The organism is Agarivorans sp. MS3-6 (assembly GCF_054112545.1).
Genome location: NZ_CM134202.1, coordinates 70,400 through 95,268, shown reverse-complemented (window position 1 = coordinate 95,268; position 24,869 = coordinate 70,400). Strand labels below are relative to the sequence as shown.

Annotated in this window: 18 protein-coding genes and 7 tRNA genes; 13 read left to right on the top strand and 12 right to left on the bottom strand. The window is 42.7% G+C overall.

Annotated features, from left to right (window positions below; all coding sequences use genetic code 11):
- Positions 1-15: 15 nt before the first annotated feature.
- The 6 genes from astE (at position 16) to ACVFI8_RS00505 (ending at position 10,143) form a co-directional block, all read left to right on the top strand.
- The gene (gene astE / locus ACVFI8_RS00530; RefSeq protein ID WP_457872717.1) at positions 16-1,065 is read left to right on the top strand and encodes a succinylglutamate desuccinylase; all 1,050 of its coding nucleotides are present in this window, start codon (positions 16-18) and stop codon (positions 1,063-1,065) included.
- A 209-nt stretch (positions 1,066-1,274) separates the two neighbouring features.
- Positions 1,275-4,325, top strand: a complete 3,051-nt coding sequence (gene ydiJ, locus ACVFI8_RS00525) for a D-2-hydroxyglutarate dehydrogenase YdiJ (protein ID WP_248715389.1) — start codon at positions 1,275-1,277, stop codon at positions 4,323-4,325.
- Positions 4,326-4,342: 17 nt separating this feature from the next.
- Positions 4,343-4,738 carry a hotdog fold thioesterase gene (locus ACVFI8_RS00520; protein WP_248715390.1) on the top strand — a complete coding sequence of 132 codons (396 nt, stop codon included), beginning with the start codon at positions 4,343-4,345 and terminating at the stop codon, positions 4,736-4,738.
- A 191-nt stretch (positions 4,739-4,929) separates the two neighbouring features.
- Positions 4,930-5,994, top strand: coding sequence for an efflux RND transporter periplasmic adaptor subunit (locus ACVFI8_RS00515; RefSeq protein ID WP_457872715.1), 1,065 nt, complete (start codon positions 4,930-4,932; stop codon positions 5,992-5,994).
- Between the two features lies 1 nt (position 5,995).
- A complete protein-coding gene (locus ACVFI8_RS00510) occupies positions 5,996-7,075 on the top strand; it encodes an efflux RND transporter periplasmic adaptor subunit (RefSeq protein WP_457872714.1) in 1,080 nt (359 codons plus the stop codon).
- Positions 7,072-10,143: an efflux RND transporter permease subunit gene (locus tag ACVFI8_RS00505; protein ID WP_457872713.1), complete on the top strand. Its 3,072-nt coding sequence runs from the start codon at positions 7,072-7,074 to the stop codon at positions 10,141-10,143. The genes ACVFI8_RS00510 and ACVFI8_RS00505 overlap by 4 nt, the downstream gene beginning before the upstream one ends.
- Before the next feature lie 51 nt (positions 10,144-10,194).
- Here ACVFI8_RS00505 and ACVFI8_RS00500 read toward each other — a convergent pair whose 3' ends face one another.
- Positions 10,195-10,614: a helix-turn-helix domain-containing protein gene (locus tag ACVFI8_RS00500; protein ID WP_248715394.1), complete on the bottom strand. Its 420-nt coding sequence runs from the start codon at positions 10,612-10,614 to the stop codon at positions 10,195-10,197.
- A gap of 124 nt (positions 10,615-10,738) precedes the next feature.
- Here ACVFI8_RS00500 and ACVFI8_RS00495 point away from each other — a divergent pair, with 124 nt between their 5' ends.
- Positions 10,739-11,443: an SDR family oxidoreductase gene (locus ACVFI8_RS00495; protein ID WP_248715395.1), complete on the top strand. Its 705-nt coding sequence runs from the start codon at positions 10,739-10,741 to the stop codon at positions 11,441-11,443.
- 79 nt (positions 11,444-11,522) lie between these two features.
- On the opposite strand, the gene ACVFI8_RS00490 is transcribed toward ACVFI8_RS00495, so the two are convergent.
- The 7 genes from ACVFI8_RS00490 to ACVFI8_RS00460 form a co-directional block, all read right to left on the bottom strand.
- Positions 11,523-11,599 (bottom strand) — tRNA-Met (locus ACVFI8_RS00490).
- A gap of 86 nt (positions 11,600-11,685) precedes the next feature.
- A tRNA-Met gene (locus tag ACVFI8_RS00485) sits at positions 11,686-11,762 on the bottom strand.
- A gap of 86 nt (positions 11,763-11,848) precedes the next feature.
- Positions 11,849-11,925: transfer RNA gene (locus ACVFI8_RS00480), tRNA-Met, on the bottom strand.
- An 86-nt stretch (positions 11,926-12,011) separates the two neighbouring features.
- Positions 12,012-12,088 (bottom strand) — tRNA-Met (locus ACVFI8_RS00475).
- An 86-nt stretch (positions 12,089-12,174) separates the two neighbouring features.
- Positions 12,175-12,251, bottom strand: a tRNA-Met gene (locus ACVFI8_RS00470).
- Between the two features lie 86 nt (positions 12,252-12,337).
- A tRNA-Met gene (locus tag ACVFI8_RS00465) sits at positions 12,338-12,414 on the bottom strand.
- Between the two features lie 86 nt (positions 12,415-12,500).
- Positions 12,501-12,577 (bottom strand) — tRNA-Met (locus ACVFI8_RS00460).
- A gap of 161 nt (positions 12,578-12,738) precedes the next feature.
- Between ACVFI8_RS00460 and rlmKL the strand changes: the two genes are divergently transcribed.
- The 5 genes from rlmKL (at position 12,739) to rmf (ending at position 19,127) form a co-directional block, all read left to right on the top strand.
- A complete protein-coding gene (rlmKL, locus tag ACVFI8_RS00455) occupies positions 12,739-14,835 on the top strand; it encodes a bifunctional 23S rRNA (guanine(2069)-N(7))-methyltransferase RlmK/23S rRNA (guanine(2445)-N(2))-methyltransferase RlmL (protein WP_248715396.1) in 2,097 nt (698 codons plus the stop codon).
- Positions 14,836-14,839: 4 nt separating this feature from the next.
- Positions 14,840-15,079 carry a glutaredoxin family protein gene (locus ACVFI8_RS00450; protein WP_248715397.1) on the top strand — a complete coding sequence of 80 codons (240 nt, stop codon included), beginning with the start codon at positions 14,840-14,842 and terminating at the stop codon, positions 15,077-15,079.
- On the top strand, positions 15,073-16,968 hold the full coding sequence (uup, locus tag ACVFI8_RS00445) for an ATP-binding cassette ATPase Uup (protein WP_248715398.1): 1,896 nt from the start codon (positions 15,073-15,075) through the stop codon (positions 16,966-16,968). Before ACVFI8_RS00450 ends, uup begins: the two co-directional genes overlap by 7 nt.
- Entirely contained in the window at positions 16,965-18,803 is a 1,839-nt protein-coding gene (locus tag ACVFI8_RS00440; protein ID WP_457872712.1) for a DUF3466 family protein, read from the top strand. The genes uup and ACVFI8_RS00440 overlap by 4 nt, the downstream gene beginning before the upstream one ends.
- 147 nt (positions 18,804-18,950) lie before the next feature.
- On the top strand, positions 18,951-19,127 hold the full coding sequence (gene rmf, locus ACVFI8_RS00435) for a ribosome modulation factor (protein WP_248715400.1): 177 nt from the start codon (positions 18,951-18,953) through the stop codon (positions 19,125-19,127).
- Between the two features lie 58 nt (positions 19,128-19,185).
- Here the strand turns inward: rmf and fabA are convergent, their stop codons facing one another.
- The 4 genes from fabA to rnt form a co-directional block, all read right to left on the bottom strand.
- Positions 19,186-19,722 (bottom strand): bifunctional 3-hydroxydecanoyl-ACP dehydratase/trans-2-decenoyl-ACP isomerase, encoded by a 537-nt coding sequence (fabA, locus tag ACVFI8_RS00430; protein WP_248715401.1) that lies wholly within the window; start codon positions 19,720-19,722, stop codon positions 19,186-19,188.
- Positions 19,723-19,812: 90 nt separating this feature from the next.
- Positions 19,813-21,798 carry an AAA family ATPase gene (locus ACVFI8_RS00425; RefSeq protein WP_457872711.1) on the bottom strand — a complete coding sequence of 662 codons (1,986 nt, stop codon included), beginning with the start codon at positions 21,796-21,798 and terminating at the stop codon, positions 19,813-19,815.
- A 75-nt stretch (positions 21,799-21,873) separates the two neighbouring features.
- On the bottom strand, positions 21,874-23,202 hold the full coding sequence (locus ACVFI8_RS00420; protein ID WP_457872710.1) for a Na+/H+ antiporter family protein: 1,329 nt from the start codon (positions 23,200-23,202) through the stop codon (positions 21,874-21,876).
- The gene (gene rnt, locus ACVFI8_RS00415; protein WP_248715404.1) at positions 23,195-23,869 is read right to left on the bottom strand and encodes a ribonuclease T; all 675 of its coding nucleotides are present in this window, start codon (positions 23,867-23,869) and stop codon (positions 23,195-23,197) included. Before rnt ends, ACVFI8_RS00420 begins: the two co-directional genes overlap by 8 nt.
- A 120-nt stretch (positions 23,870-23,989) precedes the next feature.
- On the opposite strand from rnt, the gene ACVFI8_RS00410 reads away from it, so the two are divergent.
- Positions 23,990-24,859, top strand: coding sequence for a flagellar protein MotY (locus ACVFI8_RS00410; RefSeq protein ID WP_248715405.1), 870 nt, complete (start codon positions 23,990-23,992; stop codon positions 24,857-24,859).
- The last annotated feature ends 10 nt before the right edge of the window (positions 24,860-24,869 follow it).

Genomic DNA, 24,869 nt, shown 5'->3' with positions numbered 1-24,869 from the left:
ATCGAAGGGCAAGATGTGTCACAAGCAACGCTAATCCAACAGGGTCTTCTGCAATTCACCCTAAATGCACCCGAACACGCTAAGCCATTTAGTTTTAGCCTTGGCACGGATATTCAGGTCAGTTTATTGGCGACAGGGGTGATGTTATTCGAACCCTTAAAGGAAGCGAGCAGGGCGGTTGTGCTTTCAGCGGGTATTCATGGCAATGAAACGGGTCCGATAGAATTACTCGATCAATGGGTTACAAAAATACTTAAGCAACAAGTAAGATTGTGTCAGCCATTACTCATTATTCTTGGCAATCCTCCAGCCATGATAAAAGGAAGCCGAGAGCTAAGGCTAAACCTCAATCGTTTGTTTATCGGTCAGCATAAAAAATATGCAGCTTGTTACGAAGTGGCAAGAGCCCAAGAGCTAGAACAGATACTGCTGTTGTTTTATCAGCGTTATCTTGGCCTACCGGCCTTCCATCTTGATTTACATACTGCTATTCGTGCTTCTCAACATGAAAAGTTTGCTATTTATCCGTTTACGCACGGCCAACCTTGGAAACGTACGAGTTTAGCTTTGTTACAAGCTTGTGGCGTTGACTGTGTGTTATTTTCAAACGAACCCGCTCCTACCTTTAGTTACCATTCTAGCTTTAATCATAATGCAGTGGCATTTACAGTTGAATTGGGCAAAGTACAGCCATTTGGTGAAAATAATCTGGCAAAATTTAGTGAGCTAAACAGGGTTTTCGACACTTTGCTGGCGGAAAACGATTTACATGAGTTTGCCTTTAAGGCCGAACAGGCCAAGTTGTATCAAGTCAGCGATGTTATTAACAAAACAGATCCCGACTTTTCATTTAGTTTTAGCCAGCAACAGGCCAACTTTAGCGAATACCCCAGTAATTATCGATTAGCGCAAGATGGCTGTAACGAGATTTACGTTAAAGATGGGCCTAAAGCAATTGTTTTCCCAAATGAAAAGGTAGCCTTGGGGCAACGTGCGGTGCTATTAGTGAAAAAAATGACGGCTAAGCAAATTGAACTCGCAGTAAGCAGTCAACAACTCGTTTAAATTGTCTAGGCAAGTACAACAAGGGCTGTGCTATTAATCACAGCCCTTTAGCGATTAATGTTAACTTCATCCTTGTTGTTCAAGGCTAAATACTGTCAAAACACCAAATTCTAGTACAACCATTCGTTAGCATTAAAATCATGTAGCAGCAGGATTTCACGTGATATAATCGTCCCAATTTTAACACCTTAGAGTGGGACAATGGATTTATGATCCCGAAGTTAAACCCTCAGAATTCTCTAGAATCACTGTATGTTGATTACCTAAATAAGCTTGAGCAATCTCCTTTCACCGGTGAAATTAGTACCACTTACGCTAGTCGCCTAGCGGTAGCTACAGACAATTCGGTATATCAATATTTACCACAAGCTGTCGTTTTTCCTAAAAGCAGCGCTGATATCAAACAGCTTTGTAGATTAGCATCAGCTTCAGCATTTGAGTCTATTAAATTGACTCCTCGCGGCGGCGGCACGGGTACTAATGGACAATCTTTAACTGAAGGTATTGTCGTAGATCTGTCAAAGTTTATGCACAGAGTATTAGAGCTTAATGTAGAAGAGCGTTGGGTTCGAGTTGAAACAGGCATTGTTAAAGACCAGCTAAATGCCGCTCTTAAACAACATGGGCTATTTTTCTCACCTGAACTATCAACCAGTAACCGAGCAACATTGGGTGGTATGATTAATACCGATGCTTCCGGACAAGGCTCATTGGTTTATGGTAAAACCAGTGATCATGTGTTGTCCTTAAAAGCGGTGTTGGCGAGTGGCGAAGAATTGGATACCGGTGAGTTGGCTCTTGATCAAATAGATCAGCAGCGCCATTCCTTAGGGGGTATCTATGCAGCAGTTAAACATGCCTGTGTAAATCAACGTGATTTAGTGGAACAGAAATTTCCAAAATTGAATCGATTTTTGACAGGTTATGACCTGAAAAATGCCTATAACCCAGACAAAGACAGTATTGATTTAACCCGCATTTTGTGTGGCTCAGAAGGTTCGCTTGCCTTCATCACCGAAGCTAAGCTGGACCTCACAGAGATCCCTAAGTTTCGAACCTTAGTAACGGTAAAGTACGATTCATTTAATTCGGCTTTACGTCATGCACCCAGTTTGGTTAACGCTCGCGCTCTTTCAGTAGAAACTATCGATTCTAAAGTACTTAACTTAGCCCGCAAAGATGTTGTTTGGGATAGTGTCAGCAATCTAATAAGCGATGTTGCTGAGCATGATTTACAGGGGATTAATATTGTCGAGTTCGCTGAAAATGATGAAGTCCTCCAGAATGAAAAAGTCTCGTCTTTATTAAACACATTGTCTGATAGCAATATTTTGCAGTTAGGCGTCATCGGCTTTCAGCATTGTGATGACCTAGCGAGTATCAACGCTATTTACAACATGCGCAAAAAAGCGGTTGGCCTTTTGGGTAATACCGAAGGTAGTGCAAAACCGGTGGCCTTTGCTGAAGATACTTGTGTACCACCTGAGAACTTAGCCGACTACATAGTAGAATTCCGGGAATTACTCGATTCAAATGCACTGCAGTATGGGATGTTTGGCCATGTTGATTCTGGTGTACTACATGTAAGACCGGCACTTGACTTGTGCGACCCTGAACAAGAAATACTGATGCGTGAGATATCAGACCAAGTGGTTGCACTCACAGCAAAATATAAAGGCCTTATGTGGGGTGAACACGGTAAGGGCTTCCGCTCTGAATATAGCCCAGCGTTTTTTGGCGATGAGTTATTCGCCGAGCTAAGGAAAATTAAAGCGGCATTTGATCCTCACAATCAAATTAATCCGGGAAAAATATGTACCCCGTTACATAGTAAAGAATTATTAGTCTCTGTAGACGGTACAAAACGTGGTGAGTATGACCGAGCAATTGCCATTGAAGTGCGAGATAGCTACAAAAATGCAATGGAATGTAACGGTAACGGCTTATGTTTTAACTACGATACTAGCAGTCCGATGTGCCCTTCTTTTAAAGCAACCGGTGATCGACGCTATTCTCCTAAAGGTCGTGCAGGCTTAATGCGCGAATGGCTGAGGCAATTGGCGGCGCTTAAAATAGACCCCTTAGCTCAAGAGCAAAAAATCAATTCAAGCTTTATTTCTCCTGAAAGCTTCTTACTAAAAATACGTAATAGTATTGCTAAGTCTAAAGGCGAGTACGATTACAGCCATGAAGTTTACGATGCGATGCAGACCTGTTTGGCCTGTAAGGCATGTACTACAGGATGTCCGATTAAAGTGGATGTCCCGACTTTTCGCTCGCGCTTTCTAAATATTTACCACGGCAGATATTTGCGTCCCTTAAAAGACTATTTTGTTGCTTATGTTGAAAGTTACGCTCCACTAATGGCAAAAGCACCACGCCTATTTAATACCTTAATGGCCCCACAATGGGTAAATGGTTTAGTGACAAAAACCATTGGCATGGTCGATATACCAGCTTTGAGTTTTCCTACTTTAGCGCAACGAGTACCTGAAAGTTTAAGCTCTAAATATGACTATAAAGCCTTACAAGCTTTAAGCGATGAACAGAAACAAAATACGGTACTCATCGTTCAAGACCCTTTCACAACATTTTACGAAGCTGAGTTAGTCGCAGACTTCATTGATTTAGCGAAGAAATTGGGCATTACACCAGTACTGTTGCCATTTAAGCCCAATGGCAAGCCACAACACATTAAAGGCTTCCTGAGTAAATTTAATAAGTCTGCACAAACCAGTGCCGCATTTTTAAATCAAGTCGCAGAACTAGGGATAAAAATGGTTGGGGTAGAGCCCGCCTTAGTGCTGTGTTACCGCGACGAGTACAACCATGCCTTAGGTGATAAACGTGGTGACTTCGAAGTACAAGTAGTTCAAGAGTGGCTAGATTCACTCACCCCTCAGCATGTTGAATCACAACAAGTGAGTGATACAGAGGCCTGGTATTTATTTGGTCACTGTACTGAGAAAGCCTTAAAAGCAGACGCCTTCAAACAATGGCAACATGTTTTCAGCCGCTTTGGAGCTAAACTCGAAGATGTCGCCGTGGGGTGTTGTGGTATGGCTGGAACTTACGGGCATGACGCAAAACAATATGAAACGTCTAAGGCTATCTACGACTTGAGTTGGAAGCAGAAAATGGCCAGCTTACCGCCAGAGCGTTGCATGGTGACTGGTTACTCGTGCCGTAGCCAGGTAAAACGGCTAGAGGGGACAAAGCCTAAACATCCACTACAAATATTGTTGAGCTTACTGCCTTGAGTATTTGGAATTTGCCAATGAACTTGGCGAGCTTAAACCAGATGGGCGAGGGCAATATGCTCGCTTTTCTGGATATTAAGTTTACCGAGGTGGGCGACAATTATTTAGTCGCTACTATGCCCGTTACAGATCGGGTTAAGCAACCAATGGGCTTGTTGCACGGGGGCGCTAGTGTAGTGCTAGCTGAAAGCTTAGGCAGTTGCGCGGCTTATTGTGTTGCCGGTAGCAGTGCTTTTGTCGTAGGCGTAGAGGTCAATGCTAATCATCTAAAAGCGGTACGTAGTGGTGAAGTGGTGGCTACTGCAAAACCCATTAAAATCGCTAAAACCATGCAAGTTTGGCAAATCGATATTCATCAAGCCAATGATTTAGTGTGTAGTTCACGGTTAACGGTGATGGTGAAGCCAAAGTAACTTAAGGCATCCGGCTGTCTACTCAGCGTTGTACCCGTTACAGCGCTAACTTTTTCCCTAACAATTCAATATTTTCCGATTTATTGAACTTTTGTTGTATGCGGCGTCTAAGATACACACAATTATTTTGAAGATTAGGCACTTAGCGACTAACTTTGAATAAGTATTCTGCAATCAACTTAGGGATCCCTATGACATTTCGTGCATATCGCGGTCTAGCTGTTTTTGCCAGTAGCCTGTTGCTGCTCGCTTGTAACAACGACTCCGTAGAGTCCGTCAATAACTTTCCACGACCGGTTAAAGTAGAACAAGTGGAGATTGGTAAAGGGACTCGCATAAGAACCCTACCTGGTGAAACATTTGCTTCTGATACCGCTATTCTGTCTTTTCAAGTAGCGGGGCGCTTAGACGAAATCTTAGTGAAACCCGGACAATTTGTAAAAGCAGGGCAAACGCTGGCAAATTTGGACCCAGCAATGTACAACCAAGAGCATGAAGTAGCCAAAGCAAATTATCAATTAGCCAAAGTGTTATTTGACCGCTCGAAACAGTTGGTTGATAAAGGTGTTATTTCTCGTAGCGATTATGATAAATCAAAAAGCGAGTATGCAATCAGCAAGGCCGCGTTAGATAAAGCCGAAGTCAACTTAACGTATACTACTTTGCTGGCGCCTTACGATGGGCTTATCGCCAGTAAATATGCCGAGCAATTTGAATTTGTGTACGAAAAACAACAAGTGCTTAGCCTACAAACAGAATCAACCATTGATGTAAACTTTCAATTGCCTGAACGCTTAATTGGTATCTTTCAAGATGCTCGAAGAAATGGACAGTTAGCGCCTAATTTGGCGGTACAGTTTCAGGGTAGAGAGCAGTGGTACACCGCTGCGCTTAAAGAATTGAGTACCGTCGCAGATCCATCTACTGCTAGTTACACCATTGTTTTAACTATGCCAATACCTGAAGAACTTAACATATTTCCGGGAATGGCTACTTTAGTGCAAATAGAATCCTCTAGTGCAGTTAGCGGAAATAAATTGCTTGTGCCGGCTGGCGGGCTCGTTGAAGAATCCGGACTGAACTTCGTGTTCATTTGGGATCCTGAAAAAAACATTGTAAACAAAAAGGCGATTACTCTAGAAAAGGGAATTGTTACTGGTGGGCTAAATGATGGTGATTGGTTAGTGCAAGCTGGGGCTCAAGAACTTAGCGACGGCCAAGCCGCCGTGCAGTGGATTAAAGAGAGAGGGCTTTAACATGCAAATTAAACTTATCGCTAGCTGCGCATTTGCCACTCTATTAACCGCCTGTGGTGGTGAACAAGATATTGATTTACCCATTCAAACAGTCGAGGTATATAGCTTACCCGACACCACTAATGCGGTAGAAAGAGACTTTAATGGTATTACCCGAGCACATGATTTAGCTGAACTTTCTTTTCGTGTTGAAGGCGAAATTAAATCAATAAACATCAATAAGGGCCAAAAAGTTAAAAAGGGAGAGCTGCTAGCGTCGCTTGATAAACGCGATTACCAAATTGTAGTCGATGACCGAAAAGCCCGTTTAACCCTCACTGAGCAGCAGTTTAAACGTGCCAAAGCGTTACTCGACAAAGCGCTATTATCACAAAGCGAATATGACAAAATGCGTGCAGAGTATTTAGTCGCTTCTGCAGAGTATAAGAATGCTTTGTTAATGTTTGACTATACCGAACTGAGAGCCCCCTTTGATGGCATTATTGGAGACGTGTTTGCCGACCCTTTTGTCAATGTTCAACCTGGTTTAGCGGTATTGAGCATGCATAAAGTGGATTACGTAGAAATTGACGTGCAACTACCCGACATGATTCTCGCTGTTGCTAAATTAGGAGCAGATAGAATTAGAAGCTTAGAGGTTGAAGTTGTCTATGAAGCTTTTCCTGACAAAGTATTTAAAGCAGTGCCTTACGAACTGAATCTAGAGAAAAACCCAAGTACTCGTAGTTATATTGCTACGTTCTTAGTGCCTTTTGATAAAGAGTTTGGGGTGTTAGAAGGAATGCCGGCTAAAGTCTCAATCGACCTATCAGATTTGACCTATACCTATGACCGAGACTTTTTAGTCCCTATTGCTTCGGTGGTTATGCCTGATGGGTCTTCGATAGGTAATCAACGACCCATCGTTTGGCGTTATAAAGAAGATCACACCGTAGAGCAACAAGAAGTGGTGCTAGGAACCCTTACCGGCAACATGGTTGAAATTAATCAGGGTCTTCAAAATGGTGACGTTATTGTGTCACTTGGCGGTAATCGACTGGTTGACGGTCAAAAAGTGGTTTTAAAGAAGGATAAGCAATGAACATCGCAGGCTATTTTGTAAAAAACTCAATCATAAGTTGGATGTTCACTCTAATTTTATTGATAGGAGGGGTCTTGTCATTTAGTGGTTTAGGGCAATTGGAAGATCCCCCTTTTACGATTAAAGATGCAGTAGTGGTTACCATGTACCCCGGTGCCACTTCTACAGAAGTTGAAGAAGAAGTCACTTACCCTATTGAAAAAGCGATACAAGCACTGCCTTATGTAGACTATATAGTCTCACTTAGTACCCCCGGCATGTCGCAAATTACCGTGACCATGAAAAACACTTACGGTCCTGACGAGTTGCCGCAGATTTGGGATGAACTACGCCGTAAAGTCGGTGATATGACCTCACAATTGCCGCCAGGCGTGTCTACACCATTAGTTAATGATGACTTTGGGGATGTTTACGGCATCATGTATATGGTGTCTGGGGAAAACTACGATTATAGAGATCTACAAGATTATGTAGATTACGTTAAACGTGAAATCGAATTAGTACCTGGTGTGGGTAAGGTAACTTTAGCAGGTGCACAGACTGAACAAGTTTTTATAGAAATTTCGATTCAAAAGCTCGCCACCTTTAATCTTGACCCAGCGCTTATTACTAGTTTGCTTAACTCACAAAACATGGTGACATCAGCTGGTAATATAAAGATAGCCGGCGATCAGTTGACTATTAGACCCACAGGTATCTTTAAATCAGTTGAGGAGCTCGGTGACCTGATTATCCCTGGCACAACCGGTGATAAGCTGATTTACCTTAAAGACGTCGCCACAGTAAGCCGAGGTTATCAGGAGATCCCAAGTAACTTGGTAAGTTTTAATCAGCAGCAAGCGATAAATATTGGCGTGTCGTTTACCAGCGGTGTCAATGTGGTGGAAATAGGTAAAAATATTGAAACCAAACTAAACGACATTGATCACGCAAGACCCGCGGGTATGACCATTGAGTCTATGTATAACCAGCCGCAAGAAGTTGATAAGTCGGTCAGCTCATTTGTTTGGAATTTAATCTTAGCGGTGGTGATTGTCATCGTGGTGTTATTGGTGTTCATGGGCTTGAAAAGTGGCATTTTGATCGGTCTGATTTTGTTCCTAACATGTTTAGGTACATTCATACTGATGAAACAAGCCGAGATTGAACTGCAACGCATATCACTTGGGGCGCTCATTATTGCTCTCGGGATGCTAGTCGATAACGCCATTGTCGTCGTAGAAGGGATTTTAATGGGGCGAAAAAAGGGCTTAAGTACCCTTGATGCGGCCCAAGAAATTGTTGGCCAAACGATGTGGCCTTTATTAGCGGCGACTATTATCGCCATTACCGCTTTTGCTCCGATTGGCTTGTCACCTGATTCCACCGGCGAATTTGCCGGTTCGTTATTTTGGGTTCTGTTGTTTTCACTGTTTCTATCTTGGATTACGGCTATCACAATTACGCCGTTCTTTGCGCAGTTGTTTTTTGGCAAAGAAGGAGATGCGCAAACCGAAGGAGATGATAACGACCCGTATAAAGGTGCCTTTTTTAATGCCTATAAAGCGCTGTTAGACTTCTGCTTACGTTTTAAATGGCCAACCCTTATCGTAGTGGTTAGTTTGTTTGTAGTGTCTGTATTCGGCTTTGGCTATGTGAAGCAATCTTTCTTCCCACCTTCATCAACCCCGATATTTCTAGTTGACGTATGGATGCCAGAAGGTACTGATATACGTGAGACTCATCAGTCAGTATCTAGCATAGAAAACATGGCCCGACAGATAGATGCCGTTGAGTTTGTTTCATCGTCGGTGGGTAAAGGTTTTCAGCGCTTTATGCTAACTTATGCTCCGGAGAAGAGTTATGGCTCTTATGCACAAATTGCAGTTAGAACCAGTGATGCTGAAACTGCAGCGGCAGCGATGTCCTCACTGCGTAAGCAGGTCGAACAGCAATTTCCTCAAGCACAGTTCAAATTTAAAAACCTTGAAATTGGTCCATCTACTGACGCCAAGATCGAAGCCCGTATTTCAGGCTCTAATCCAGATGTATTGCGCTCGATAGCTGGTGATATCAAAGCTATATTTGATAACACCCCTGGAACAGTAAACGTGCGCCATGATTGGCGTGATAGAGTTAAATACATCGAACCAAAGTTTAATGAAACCCAAGCTAGGCGTTTAGGTATAAATAAGGCGGATATAGACCAAACACTTGAGTTTGCTTTTGCCGGCACAAGTTTTGGTTTGTATCGCGAAGGCACCACTTTGCTGCCTATTGTCGGCCGTTTACCGGAAGCCGAGCGTATCGATATCGACTCCCTAGAAGGGTTACGAATTTGGAGCCCAAGTTTAAAAACTTACATTCCGATTCAACAAGTAGTGAATGGCTTTAATGTAAGATTTGAAGATCCCATTATTCAACGTCGCGACAAGAAGCGAACCTTAACAGTATTCGCAGATGCCGATTTTGAATATGATATATTGCCGGCTGAATTGTTTGCAAAGATCAAACCTCAAATTGATGCTTTAGAATTACCGTCAGGCTACGAGTTGCAGTGGGGCGGGGAATATGAGTCATCAGGGGACGCACAGGAAGCGCTATTTGCTTCGTTGCCAATGGGCTATTTGATCATGTTTATGATCACGGTGTTCTTGTTTAATTCGGTAAAGAAACCCTTGGTTATATGGTGTTGCGTGCCGTTGGCTATGATAGGTATCACGTCAGGTTTACTGTTTTTAGGTAAGCCGTTTGGCTTTATGGCCTTACTAGGTATGCTCAGTTTATCGGGTATGCTACTTAAAAACGGTATCGTGTTACTAGACCAAATAAATTCTGACATTGCATCGGGTAAAGAGACGTATCAAGCGGTATTCGATTCTGCGGTTAGCCGAGTACGCCCTGTTTGTATGGCTGCTGTTACTACTATTCTTGGCGTTGCGCCGCTAATTTCAGATGTATTCTTTGAGTCAATGGCTGCAGTGGTAATGTTTGGTTTAGGTGTCGCTACGGTACTAACCTTGTTGATTGTTCCTGTGTTGTACGTGATTTTCTTTAAAATAAGCTATCGAGATTACAAGCAGTTCTAGGCATTGGATAATAGTCAGTAACAAAGGCCGAGTATAAACTCGGCCTTTTTATTAGCCGCATAACCCCATGACATATCGAACAAAAGGTCTTGCTTCTTGTAGATCAAAATATCCGTCTTTTTTGCGGGTAGTTCTTAAATACTGGTAAGTCGCGACAATCACCTTCATAACTTTCTCGTTCTCAACACTTAAGTCATGTTGTTCGGCTGCAGCTAAAGTGAGCTCGACTGCTTTTTCAAGGGCTTCCATGTCTACAACTTCAGCTTTTCGGTATTGGTAACCTTCTCCAGTCGCTAACCATTCTAACGAGCAGTTAGCCTTCTGTGCTATCTGGTTTGCCTTAGATAAACTAGGTTCGGAACCCTTTAAATATTTTCTAATTAGGCTTTCATTAAGCTCTACTTTACGGGCAAAACCACTGACACTTTGCTCACCCATCAACTCTTGTAATCTTTCGGAAAACTGACTCATTGCGACTCATTGGTTGAAACTCGAATAGTAGTACTATAGTTCGAGGTAATTAGTCTTATAGTGTTGATTCTAGGATTATAAGGAGCAAAATACCAGCTGTAAATTTACCCATAAGGAGCAACATATGGAAAACTTGAGTGGAAAAGTCGCGATTGTCACCGGCGGTGGAAGTGGTATTGGATTGGCAATAGCAAGAGCTTTGGCAGAGCAGGGCGTAGGTGTAGTGATTAGCTCAAGAGATTTTGCCAAGCTAAAACAATCAGCGGAATGCCTAAGTAAACAGACAGGAGCGAAGGTACTCCCTTTTGCTGCTGATATACGCAGTAAGCAACAAGTACACGATCTTAAAAACTTCGCCTTAAGCCGCTTTGGAAAAATAGACATACTTGTTAACAATAGTGGCTTGGGTGTTGGCGATACCATTGAAAACTGCAGTGAAGATGATTGGGATTTGGTGGTAGACACGTGCACAAAAGGCACCTTCTTAACTAGCCAGGCTGTATTACCCCCTATGCGAGAGCAAAAAAGCGGTCATATTCTAAACATTGCATCGCAAGCAGCAAAAAATGGTTACGCCAATGCAGGTCCATATTGCGCGGCAAAGTTTGCGGTACTGGGTTTAGCTGCAGCTCTACAAGAAGAAGTAAGAGAATACGGTATCAAGGTACATAGTTTGTGTCCTGGCTTGGTTCAAGTACCAGCGCCGACGAGCGAAAGTGAAATAAAACCAGGTTGGTTGCAGGTTGAAGATCTTGCTGAATCAGCGTTGTTTGTGCTTAGACAGCCTAAACGTGTGCAGCTAGAAAATATCGGTTTGTATGGATTTTAGAGATTATCAATGAAAAGCAGCTGCAAAAGGTGGCTGTTTTGAATAATAAACTGAAAGAAGGTATAGAAAAACTAAGAATTGGTTGCGGGAGCCGGATTTGAACCAACGACCTTCGGGTTATGAGCCCGACGAGCTACCAGACTGCTCCATCCCGCGTCCGGTCTTAGCTGATTTAGCTAAGTGATTTGAATAGTTGTTTGGCCTACTTATTCGAGCTAGGTAATTCATACCGAAGTAAGAATTGGTTGCGGGAGCCGGATTTGAACCAACGACCTTCGGGTTATGAGCCCGACGAGCTACCAGACTGCTCCATCCCGCGTCCGGTCTTAGCTGATTTAGCTAAGTGATTTGAATAGTTATTTGGCCTAGTTATTCGAGCTAGGCAATTCATACCGAAGTAAGAATTGGTTGCGGGAGCCGGATTTGAACCAACGACCTTCGGGTTATGAGCCCGACGAGCTACCAGACTGCTCCATCCCGCGTCCGGTCTTAACTGAATAAGTTAAGTGATTTGAATAGTTATTCGGCCTAGTTATTCGAGCTAGGTAATTCATACCGAAGTAAGAATTGGTTGCGGGAGCCGGATTTGAACCAACGACCTTCGGGTTATGAGCCCGACGAGCTACCAGACTGCTCCATCCCGCGTCCGGTCTTAGCTGATTTAGCTAAGTGATTTGAATAGTTATTTGGCCTAGTTATTCGAGCTAGGTAATTCATACCGAAGTAAGAATTGGTTGCGGGAGCCGGATTTGAACCAACGACCTTCGGGTTATGAGCCCGACGAGCTACCAGACTGCTCCATCCCGCGTCCGGTCTTAACTGAATCAGTTAAGTGATTTGAATAGTTATTCGGCCTAGTTATTCGAGCTAGGAAATTCGTACCGAAGTAAGAATTGGTTGCGGGAGCCGGATTTGAACCAACGACCTTCGGGTTATGAGCCCGACGAGCTACCAGACTGCTCCATCCCGCGTCCGGTCTTAACTGAATCAGTTAAGTGATTTGAATAGTTGTTCGGCCTAGTTATTCGAGCTAGGCAATTCATACCGAAGTAAGAATTGGTTGCGGGAGCCGGATTTGAACCAACGACCTTCGGGTTATGAGCCCGACGAGCTACCAGACTGCTCCATCCCGCGTCCGTTTAATGCGGAGCGGATAGTACGCAGAGAACACCAATATTACAAGAGATTATTTGCTTAATGTTATTGGTTGCCGATTATTTGTCCGTATGAGGCTTTTACTACTGATCCTTACCAAAAAAGGTATAATCGACGGGTTAAACTAATTGAGTATAAAAATGGCTGATTTTTTCGCTTCGACCGCTAAAGGTTTAGAAAGCTTGTGTTTAGATGAATTGAAAGCATTGGGCGCTGAAGAGTGCAAACAAACAATTGCAGGTGTTAGTTTTAGTTGTGATTGGCCAACGGCTTATAAAATTTGTTTGTGGACCCGATTTGCATCCCGAATATTATTACGTCTTGTTGAGACGCAGGCTGACAATGTGGATGATCTCTACAATAGTGCCCTTACCATTAACTGGGGTAAGTACTTCAACGTTGACCAGACTTTCTCGGTTCACTGTACTGGCACTAACCACTTTATCGACAACAGCCAATTTGGTGCTTTAAAAGTAAAAGATGCAATTGTTGATCAATTTAAAAACAATGTTGGCTCTAGACCAAACGTAGCTAAAACGGATGAAGATGCACGTATAGTTGTGCGTATTGCCGGTAAGCACTTAGCGATATCTCTCGACTTATCGGGAACCTCATTACATAGAAGAGGATACAGAACCGAGCAGGGGGAAGCACCAGTCCGAGAAAACTTAGCTGCAGCATTAGTTACCAGAAGTGCTTGGCAAGAAAAATACCTCGTAGACCCGATGTGTGGCTCGGGAACCATACTGATTGAAGCCGCCATGCAAGCCGCTGATATTGCCCCAGGTATACAACGTCGTTTCGGCTTTGAACGATTAAGCAACTTTGCCGCTAGTGCATGGCAAGAAATTCAAGCAGAAGCAGAAGCACGAGCTATAAAAGGCAAGGCAGAATGTACTCAACGTTTAATCGGATATGATGTAGATAAACGAATGGTCTCCATTGCCAAGGCCAATATTGAGAGAGCGGGTTTAAGCGATTTGATATCAGTGCATGTCCACGATGCCGCTAACTTACCCAGTGCGCCCAACGAACCGGGTTTAATTCTATCTAATCCGCCTTACGGTGAGCGATTAGGTGAGTTAACTAAACTGATAGGTCTCTTTCTATCTTTTGGGGCGAGTGTTAGAGAAAATTATGCGGGATGGCGTTTATCACTATTCACCGCGGCGCCTGAGCTACTCGACTATCTACGCCTGCGTAGTGATAAACAATATAAATTTTTTAACGGCGCATTAGCTTGTGTGCTCAAAATTTACCAAATTGGTGAAGCCGGTAACTCGGAACAACGCCAATATGCTCAAGATTTTGTAAATCGCTTGTTGAAAAACAAAAAGAAACTACAGAAGTGGATCAAACGTGACAACATCACTTGCTACCGGCTGTATGACGCAGATTTGCCCGAGTATAACGTTGCGGTAGATTGCTATGAAGACTACGTGATTGTGCAGGAGTATCGCGCACCTAAAACCATTGACCCTAACAAAGCAAGACGCCGTTTATTAGATTTATTAACCGGTTTACTGCAAAGCGGTTTGGTTGATAACGATAAACTGGTGATCAAGCAGCGTGCTCAACAGAAGGGCAAACAACAGTACGAGCGAAACAGCGACGAGAAAGAACGCTTTGTTGTTAAGGAATACGGCGCTCAATTTTATGTCAATTTGACCGACTATCTCGATACGGGATTGTTTTTAGATCATCGTAATATGCGCCATTATATTCAACAGCATAGTGACAAAAAATCGGTGTTGAATCTATTTGCATACACGGGGTCTGCCAGTGTTCATGCTGCCATAGGGGGGGCTTCAAAAGTCACCACGGTAGATATGTCTAATACTTACTTAAATTGGGCAAAAGACAATTTTAGATTGAATCAATTGTCTTTGAACAAACATGAATTTATTCGTGCTGACTGTATGGCCTGGTTGAAAACTCAAATCTCGCAACGTTGGGATTTGATTTTTCTTGATCCACCTACTTTTTCTAATTCAAAGAAAATGGATGAAGTGTTTGATGTTCAAAAAGATCACGTAGATTTATTGTTGTCAGTTTCACGCCTGTTGAATCCGGGTGGGCAGCTGATATTTTCCAATAATAAGCGACAATTTAAGATCGATGCAGAAGCTTTAGCACGCCACGGTTTAAGAATAGAAAATGTCTCTAGCCAGTCGTTGTCTCCAGATTTTGAAAGAAATAAACAAATCCATAATTGTTGGATGATTCACAAGGATTAGTGTTATGACTTGGGTGTTATACAGTACCGATGGTTGCCATTTATGTGAAGATGCAAAAGCACTCATTTTGGCTAGCCCCAATATTATTGAGTTAAGCGAGCAAGATATCATCGACGACGAGTCTTTGGTTGAACAATATCGGTATAGCATTCCAGTACTTTGCCATATACCTAGTCAACAACGATTAAATTGGCCTTTTGATTCTAGCCAACTAGAACAGTTTATAGAGAGTTGTACGTGTTAGTTAATTTACAAGATGCATTATTGGCTTATGGAGATACACCACTCCTTAATAAAGCCAACCTACAAATTAATAAAGCTGAAAGGGTGTGTTTAGTGGGGCGTAATGGGGCCGGTAAAAGTACCTTGTTACAAGTTATAGAAGGTGCTGTATTACTCGATTCTGGGCAACGTCAGCTGGTTAACGATGTCGTAATCACCAGACTTCAACAAGACCCACCAGAAGCCAGTGAACAACGTATCTTTGATTATGTAGCTGAAGGTAAGCCACATATAGGTAAGCTATTAACGGAGTTCTATCAACTCACCGCAGATATTACTGAAGACACCAGTGATAACGAGTTGAAGCGTTTACAGCATATTCAACACGAGCTCGACGTCGTCGATGGCTGGAAGTTTGATAGTGATATTCAAAAAGTACTCACCACCATTAAGCTCGATGGCAACGCAACGCTGAAGGGCTTGTCTGGTGGCTGGCTGCGGAAAGTCGCCTTAGCCAAAGCCTTAGCTGGCGAGCCAGATATATTGTTACTTGATGAACCTACTAACCACTTGGATATTAAAACCATACAATGGTTAGAAGAATTTTTGCTTAACTTTAAAGGCACTATCGTCTTTATCAGCCACGACAGAGAATTCATTCGAAAAATAGCTACCCGTATTGTAGATATTGATCGTGGAGTACTAACCTCTTGGCCAGGTAATTATGACACCTATCTAGAGGGTAAAGCCGAATGGTTACGTGTTGAAGAAGAGCAAAACGCGCTTTTCGATAAACGCCTAGCTGAAGAAGAAACATGGATTCGCCAAGGCATCAAAGCTCGTCGCACCCGCAATGAAGGCAGAGTCAGGGCCCTTAAAGCGATGCGAAATGAACGAAGCGAACGCGTCAATCGTCAGGGCACCACCAATATGAAGATTGATGATGGTTTACGCTCTGGGAAAATTGTTTTTGAAGCAGAAAACCTTAGTTTCAGTTACGCGAATGACCAACATCCTATCATCTCGCCAGTTGATTTATTGGTGTTACGTGGCGATAAAATTGCCTTAGTCGGGGCAAACGGTTGCGGTAAATCAACGCTAATTAAAATTTTGCTTGAGCAACTGAAAGCCAGTGGCGGTAGCCTAAAAATAGGTACCAAACTCAACGTTGCCTATTTCGATCAGTATCGACAAGATATTGACCCAGAGAAAACCTTGCTAGATAACCTCGCCGGCGGTAAACAAGAAGTAGAAATAAACGGCAATAAACGGCATGTTATGGGCTACTTACAGGACTTTTTATTCCATCCTAAACGCGCATTTACACCGGTAAAAGCCTTGTCTGGAGGTGAAAAAAATCGCTTGATGCTCGCCAAGCTTTTCTTAAAACCGGCAAATTTGTTAGTACTTGATGAACCAACCAACGATTTGGATGTCGAAACGCTGGAGTTGCTTGAAGAGTTAGTAAGCCAATATCCAGGTACCGTGCTGTTGGTGAGTCATGATCGAAGTTTTATCGATAATACGGCTAGCCACGTTTGGCATTTTGATGGCCAAGGTAACATTAGTACTCACGTTGGCGGGTATTCAGAAGTAGAAAGCTATCTTGCTAAGCAATCTCAATTTGATGCGGTTAAAGTGGCTGAAAAAGTAGATGCCGCACCACGTTCTACAAAACAAACTAAGAAGTTGTCATATAAATTGAAGCTTGAGCTTGACCAGTTACCACAAAAATTGGAAGCTGCAGAAAATTTAGTAGAGCAACTACAATTACAAGTAAATGAACCCGAGTTTTTTAATTTAGAACAGAACTTGGTTCAAACGGCATTAAGTAATCTAGCTCAAGCAGAAGAGGAATTAGAAAACCTCTACTCACGCTGGGAAGAATTGGAAGAACTTAAAAATTCATGAAGAAGTCTATTTTAAATTGCTCTATGAGCTTAGTATTCGCGCCTTTAGTTTTGTCAGCCAGTTTAGCGCATGCTGCACAAACCGAATCTTATTACCTTATTGAAGAAATCCCACTTTCTGCTGACTCAGAAACAGGGCTGGCAGAAGCTAATAGTAACCTTAGTATTACCGCCGTCAGCGAAGAAGGTGAGTATGTAGCAGGTAATGTACTTACCTTTCGCACGTCATTTCGTTTTTACGACTTTTCTGACCGCACCACTTATGACTATGGCTGTCAGTATGCCAGCGAAGTATGTCGTTTATTTTTATATGGTGATAATAGCTTTTATGAAACTTACCGCGACAGGCTAAGAGAACAGAAGTCGGTTCAGTATCTGTCTAATGTTTTGTCTTTTGTCGCCGAAAATAGTGTTAGTGGCAACCACACCGACGGTAAAAACATCCAGCCTTTACCCACTTGGGATACGGTAAAAGAAAAATTGTATGTTTTCGATGACATTAGTAATGAGATTTATACCACTGACACTCGAGTTAATAGTATCAATAATACCCTTGGCTGGGCGGTAGGTTATGATTCAGCCCCTTTTATTGACGATTCAGGCACCAGTTATACTAGAGATTTTATCCAGCGCGGCTTTGCGTATAGATTAAGTGACCAAGCAAAAGTGACACTGCTGCCCACAGCCTTTAGTACTAGCGGCGAGTTAAGCGATGATAACGGTGGCGTGTCATCAGGATTGCAAGTTATTGAAAAAGATGGGAAAACTCTAGTTATAGGTATGGCGAGTACTGGTTATGCGGGGGGGAATACCGACAGCTTTAATGAATGCCAAACTGGCAACAGAGAAAATTACTACCGTTGTTCAGGTTTTCATACCCAAGCTTGGGTGTGGGATATTACAGATGCTGATGATGGTGCTCAAGTCGAAGGTACTCAGTTGGTGGACGGGTACGTGCGCTCTCGTTATGGAGAAGCGGCGAGTTACAACTTATTGAAAAATGGTAATGGCAGTGTTTTTGTAGGCACCTCATCAGACGATGTATACAACAGCACCAACGGCTCTCGCGGTCGTGCAGCCTTTTATACTGAGAATGAAGACGGCACTTATACCGTCAACAAAATTCCTAATATAAAAATTGATGGTGATAATAGTAACTTCGAAGATGCTGTATCCCATACATGGGCTAACGATATTAATGATTCTTCGTTAGTTATCGGAAACTTACGTTTTGTTGAAGTTAAGTCTAGAAATAGGGCTGTCGAAGGTTTTATTTACGACAATGACGAAAATTCCGATGACTACGAAAGTGTAGTTTGGCCCTTAAGAAATAAACCGTTTTCTGGCGCAAACAGTGAATTTAGCAGTATAAATAATGACGGTTTACTCGTCGGTTGGGTGGATGGTCTTGGTGAAGATCAACCTTCATACAACGGCACAACTAGGCGGCAGTCAGCTATCTTGCTAGATATTAATCGTTATAAGGAAGGTGATAGTTCTTATTTTTGGCGTTTAAATTACTTAACTTGTTATGAACAAGATGGTGAAGCAGAGATACCTTATTATCGAATTGAACATGCGACTCATATTACTGAAGAAGGCGATATTTTTGCTAGTGGCTTTCATTATGAGTCTGCCAATGATTTTATTTATGGGATTAACCCTCGAGCGGTATTACTTAAGCTAACACGTAACCCTAATGTTACCGATATTGATGACGTTGCGGCATGTCCTAATGTAGAAGAAGTTAAATATGAGCGCAAAGGCGCCAGTAGTTCACTGTGGTTGCTGTTATTGCTCCCTCTGGTTTTTGTGAGGCGCTTCAAAAAAAGCTAAATTGTCTTTTTTATGCAACAAAAAGATCAATTAGTTAGCGAGAACTAAAAAATATAGTTTTTGATCTTTGTAAAACGATAAGCGATAGTAGATCAGGAGTCCTTAGTGGCTTCTGATTTTTTTTCTGATCTTGATGAGGAATAGTCTATGAAAAGACAAAAACGCGATCGTTTAGAAAGAGCGCATGCCAAAGGTTATCAAGCAGGTTTGTCAGGTAGGTCGAAAGAAACCTGTCCGTATGGTGGAGCAGACGCAAGAGGTTATTGGTACGGTGGGTGGCGAGAGGCTGTTGAAGAACGCGTTTCAGGATTAGATGCAAATTAAAAGAAGATACAAAAAAGCCCTGATGACAGGGCTTTTTAATGCTAAATAGAATCGAAATTTAAAAAGTTGAAGTATCAGTAAATAAACCCACTTTCAAATCATTCGCAGAGTAAATTTCTCTTCCGTCGACTTCTACAACACCATTGGCTATGCCCATCACTAGCTTACGCATGATTACACGCTTCATTTGTATTTTGTAAGTGACTTTCTTAGCGGTAGGTAAAACTTGCCCGGTAAACTTAACTTCGCCTACGCCTAATGCACGACCTTTACCGGGGCCACCACTCCAACCTAAGAAGAATCCAACTAATTGCCACATTGCGTCTAGTCCAAGACAGCCAGGCATCACTGGGTCGCCAGGGAAGTGACAATCAAAAAACCATAGATCAGGTGTGATATCTAACTCAGCAATAATTTCGCCGTTACCAAATTCACCACCTTCGTGGGTAATTTTTAGGATGCGGTCCATCATTAACATATTTGGTGCTGGAAGCTTGCTATTTCCTTCACCAAATAAAAGACCTTGGCTGCAATCAAGCAGTTCTTGGCGATCGTAGCTAGTTTTACCGAGTTCTTTTTGTGAAACCTGAGTCATGAATTTTACCTTTAGAAAATTTGCCGATACTTTAGCGAACACGTGTGCGCTAAACAAGTCCGATCAGCGATTTATTTGCCAGAGTTTGATTTAGCCGAACAATTTTTTTAGTAACCATGTTAATGCACTAGGTTCTGCTTCATTCGCACCAACGAGCTTATTAATTTTGCCGTAAACAGTCTGTTCTTCAAACAGTGAGCCTGCTTTTAGCCCGAACATGATTTCAATAGCTTGATCGATGTGTTCAACCCCATAGACAGTAAACAACCCTTTTTCACAAGCTTGTATTACCTGTTCACTTAAATTGAGTTGGCTAACGTTGGCTTTAGGTAATAACACCGCGTGTTTCTCGGTGTTGCCATCTAAGGTTGCGATTCTGTAGAATCCTTCGATTTTTTCATTAATACCGCCGACTGCTAGCACGTTTCCTTTTTGATCCATTGCGCCTGTCACGGCGATATGTTGATGAAGTGGTTCATTGCTTAAGGCACTTAACATACATAAGGTACTCGCTAGCGAGGCACTGTCACCGTCTATATCTTGGTAAGACTGTTCAAAGACGATGCTGCCGGAAAGAGGGAAGTGATGATCACGTGCAAATAGGCTAGTAAGGTAACCTTGAATAATCATCATTGATTTGGCGTGGATGTTGCCCGCTAACTCAGCTTTACGTTCTACATCGGTAAAATCACCATCCCCTTGGTGGGCGCTGGCGGTAATTCTGATCGGTTCACCGAACGATAAGCCCAAGCCGCTGAAATCAATCACCGACAAACCGTTAATTTGACCTACTTGTTTACCTGATACTTCAATTTTTGTTTGCTTGTCTTTGTAAGCAAGGTCACTAAACTTTTGGTGAGCGTTTATGTTTTGTTCTAGTGCATAACACGCTTGGTTAAAGCCTGCGCTATCACTGTTAAGCCCTAAATGTGCGAGTAAACGTAATGGTTTTAAAACAGCGTTAAAGTCTAAACTCAATAATTGGTTGTGTTCACAAAACTTGGTGGCGAGCTTTAATACACTGTGGTACAAGCTGGGTCCAAAACCTAGCGCTTGCTGTGTTGAAAGACAGTGCAGTTGCCCTAAGTAGTAGCCTAGGTTTTCTTTATTGGCAACGACTTCGTGAGGCAATTCTGTTTCGATTAAACTCATCTGAACGATGTCTGGATCTAACTCATACAGGTCTGCTACTGCATTGCCGTTACCAACAAAAATCACTTTTTGCTGATAAGGCATTGGGTTTGGCATGGTTGCTTGTTTAGTGCTGGTAGCCTTAGACCAAGACAAATGTTGTGTGTTGATAGAGGCCTTTAGGTCAAACCAAAGTTGAGGATCTGCTAATACATCTTCGCAACTCAACATTAAGATGCTGCCAACTGAATGGTGTAAAAGACCCAACTTAATGCTGGCGAAATCAAAGCCCTGTTTAGAGAAAGGTAAAAGCGACCCAAACAACGAGGTTCTAGAAAAATCTTGGCATACGTTTAGCCCTGGGCAACCTTGCCAAGCTTTATAATACTTAGCGATACACACCTTACTTTGGCTAGTGTCGGCGGCGAGGTATTGGCAAAGATTATGTACCGCATCGCTTAAACCTGGATCTTTTTGATAAAGGATGATTTGTTCAAGCATCGCGTTAAAATTTTGAACATGTGCAGCATTCAATAGTGCTTCATCATCAATGAATTCGTTAGCGAGTAATTCTACTGATAGCTTGTCGTTGCTAATGGTGGCTGCTAGCTTAGACATTGCCGTATCAAATTGTAATAAACAATCCTCTTTCAGCTCGAAAAACAACGGCTGAGTCGGCTGATTGGGATCAAAAAGCATTGTGTAGGTAGCTGGTTTAGTCTCTGGCAGATTGGCCGTTAAGGCGCTAATGATAGATTTTTGCTGTAAAAAACTGGGAGCTTGGCATACCAAAAAAGGCTGAACAAAGTTCTGCGAGGCAAAATAGTCGAAGCTAGCTTTTGCCACCGGTAATAAGTTTGCCCATTGCACTTGAGTGTTCACCTCAAGATTATCACATTCAAAGTGAGGGCTTAGTTGCTCAGTTGGTATCGAAAAGTCAGTCAAATTAGATTTCCAGTAAATATGTAGGGCTAAACAGAATGCCTGAATAACGCATTAAAACAGTTTGTTAACGCTTGTTTATAAGACAATAGCTGCAATCCAACCAAAAACCAATAAGGGGAGGTTGAAGTGTAAAAAAGTGGGTACCACAGTATCCCATATATGGTCGTGTTGCCCGTCACTATTCAAGCCCGCTGTTGGACCTAAAGTGGAGTCTGAAGCTGGCGAACCGGCATCCCCTAGCGCTGCAGCCGTGCCGACAAGCGCTACAGTGGCTAATTCAGAGAAACCTAAGGACAAAGCCAGTGGCACGTAGATAGCGGCTATGATCGGAATGGTTGAAAATGACGACCCAATACCCATCGTAATCAGTAACCCCATTATTAGTAGTACAGCGGCAGCAAACATTTTGTTGCTACCCAAAATCTGCCCCACGCTGTCGACTAGGTCGGGTACGCCGCCCGTTGCTTTCATCACTCCGGCAAAACCATTTGCTGCAATCATAATGAAGCCGATAAGCGCCATCAGTTTTACGCCTTCGACAAATAGGTCTTGGCTATTCTGCGGCCGTAAACCAGCGGCTGTAGTCAGTAATAAAAATCCGCACAAAGCGCCCATAATAATCGAGCTGGTGTACACATTGACAGCAAGAGCAATCAGGATGATGGCAAGGTTAAGCCATAAACGGGGCGCACTGATGATGACTTCTGCTGAGCCTTGAGAATGTTTGCTTAGCGCTACAGTCTGATAAACACGCGGTTTACGGTAGGATACAAACACAGCGATAAACAACCCACAAATCATACCGAGAGCAGGAATTGTCATGGCGATGGGTAATTGCGCTTTATCTATGACTAAGCCGGCACTTTCGATATTGGTGTGTAACAACTGATTTAAGAAAATACTACCGAAGCCATAGGGCAACCACATATAAGTGGTGACGAGACCAAAAGTGATACAACAAGCAATGATACGTCGGTCAATATTGAGCTGGTTAAATGCTGCTAACAAAGGGGGGATCAATATTGGTATAAAAGCAATATGTACGGGCACTAAGTTTTGAGAAGAGACCGCCATCAGAATGATCGCCAATAGCATCAACCACTTAACCAAGGCCAAACGTTTGTCGCGATGTTGATCCACGGCACTAACAATTTTGTGGGCGATTAAATCAGTTAAGCCGCTACGGGATATCGCCACGGCAAACGCCCCAAGCAAAGCATAGCTTAGGGCGATATTGGCGCCATCACCTAGGCCACCCTCAAAGCTGGCTATGGTATCAGCCAAGGGCATACCAGATACTAAGCCTCCAACGATGGCACTAATAGATAACGCTAAAACAACGTTTACCCTTAAAAGGCTTAACACCAACATTAAACAAACGGATAAAACAACGGGGTTAAACATTGTCTGTTCCTAGGTCACTATTGGCGTCTGTAGCAGGTAATGGCCACCCACCTAGAGCTTGCCATTTGTTTACGATTAAACAAAACAGCTCAGCCGTTTTTTGTGCGTCATATAAAGCAGAATGCGCTTCATCGTTATTAAACTCTAAACCAGCTGCACGCGATGCTTTGGCTAACACTGTTTGTCCTAGCGCCAAAGCGCTGATACTGGTGGTATCAAAACTGACAAATGGGTGAAAAGGATTACGTTTTATTTTACAGCGTTCTACTGCCGCATTAAAAAAGCCCATATCAAACGCAGCGTTATGTGCCACCATGACCGCTCGGTTACAGCCATGGGCTTTTAAAGCCTTGCGGATGGGTTTAAACATTTCTTTTAGCGCGGTATCTTCAGTTACCGCACCCCGTAAGGGGTTTTCAGGATCGATCCCGGTGAATTCTAAGGCTGCTTTCTCAAGATTAGCGCCAACAAAAGGCTCAACGTTAAACTGAACGCTTTCAGCCACATAAAGTTCTCCGGCATCATTAAAACTGAGCAAACAGGCTGCAATTTCTAACAATGCATCGGTGTTTGCGTTAAAGCCGGCGGTTTCGATGTCGATAACGACAGGGTAATAGCCTCTAAAACGGCTAGACATAAGCTGGGTAGTACGTTCTGTTATGGTCATAATGTGGCTAACTGTGCATATAGGCGCGCATTATTACAAAAGCTGAAAAGAATCGCGAATTTGCTTTAAAGATAATTGGCTGAATGCCGATAATTTATCTAGAAGAGAGGATTTCTGCTAATGAAACGTTATTTGTTGTTAACTCTGGCACTACACGCGGCCTCGTCACATGCTTATGTGCGCAACTATTCTGCGTCACTGGATGATTCTACTTGGGTGATCTCAAATAAAACGCCAATTGAATGCCGTATGGACCATTTTATTCCATCTTTTGGTGTCGCTAGCTTCGTCAGTAAAGCCTCTAAAGACGTTAATCTAGATTTCTATTTAGACATGTACAAAATTTCGGCTGAAACCCATCAAGTCTCTCTCCGTAGTGTTCCTCCATTATGGAAGCCAGGTGCAAGTTCAAGACAAATTAGTGAGTTGTCCTTTTACCAGCAGTTCGACGGTTATGTCGCGGCACAACCGGCTTGGCAGATGTTAAGTGAACTTGAAGATGGGAACGTGCCTACTTTTTACTTTGACGATTGGTACGCGAATAATAAAACAACCGCTGTCGGTATTTCGTCAATTAACTTCAAACAACAATATAATGATTTCCTTAAGTGCGTAGGGCGCTTATTACCGTATTCCTTTGATGACATCGCCTTCACGGTATTAACCTATAAAAGTAATAGCGATGAACTGACTCCTCGTTCTCAGAAACGTCTTCAATTGATAGGTAATTATGTAAAACATGACCCTGAGATAGACGTGGTATTGGTTGATGCTTACACCGATAGTTATGGTGGAAAATGGCTCAATCAGGAACTCTCCGAGAAACGAGCTAACTGGGTGAAAAGTTACTTTAAGTCTAGTGGTTTAGATGAAAGCGTGATCGAAGTTTCCGCTCATGGTGAACGACGCCACGTTGCTACTAATAGCAATATTCGTGGTCGGGATCGAAACCGCAGGGTAGTGATATCTTTAGGAAAAGACCTACTATAATGTTGTGGAG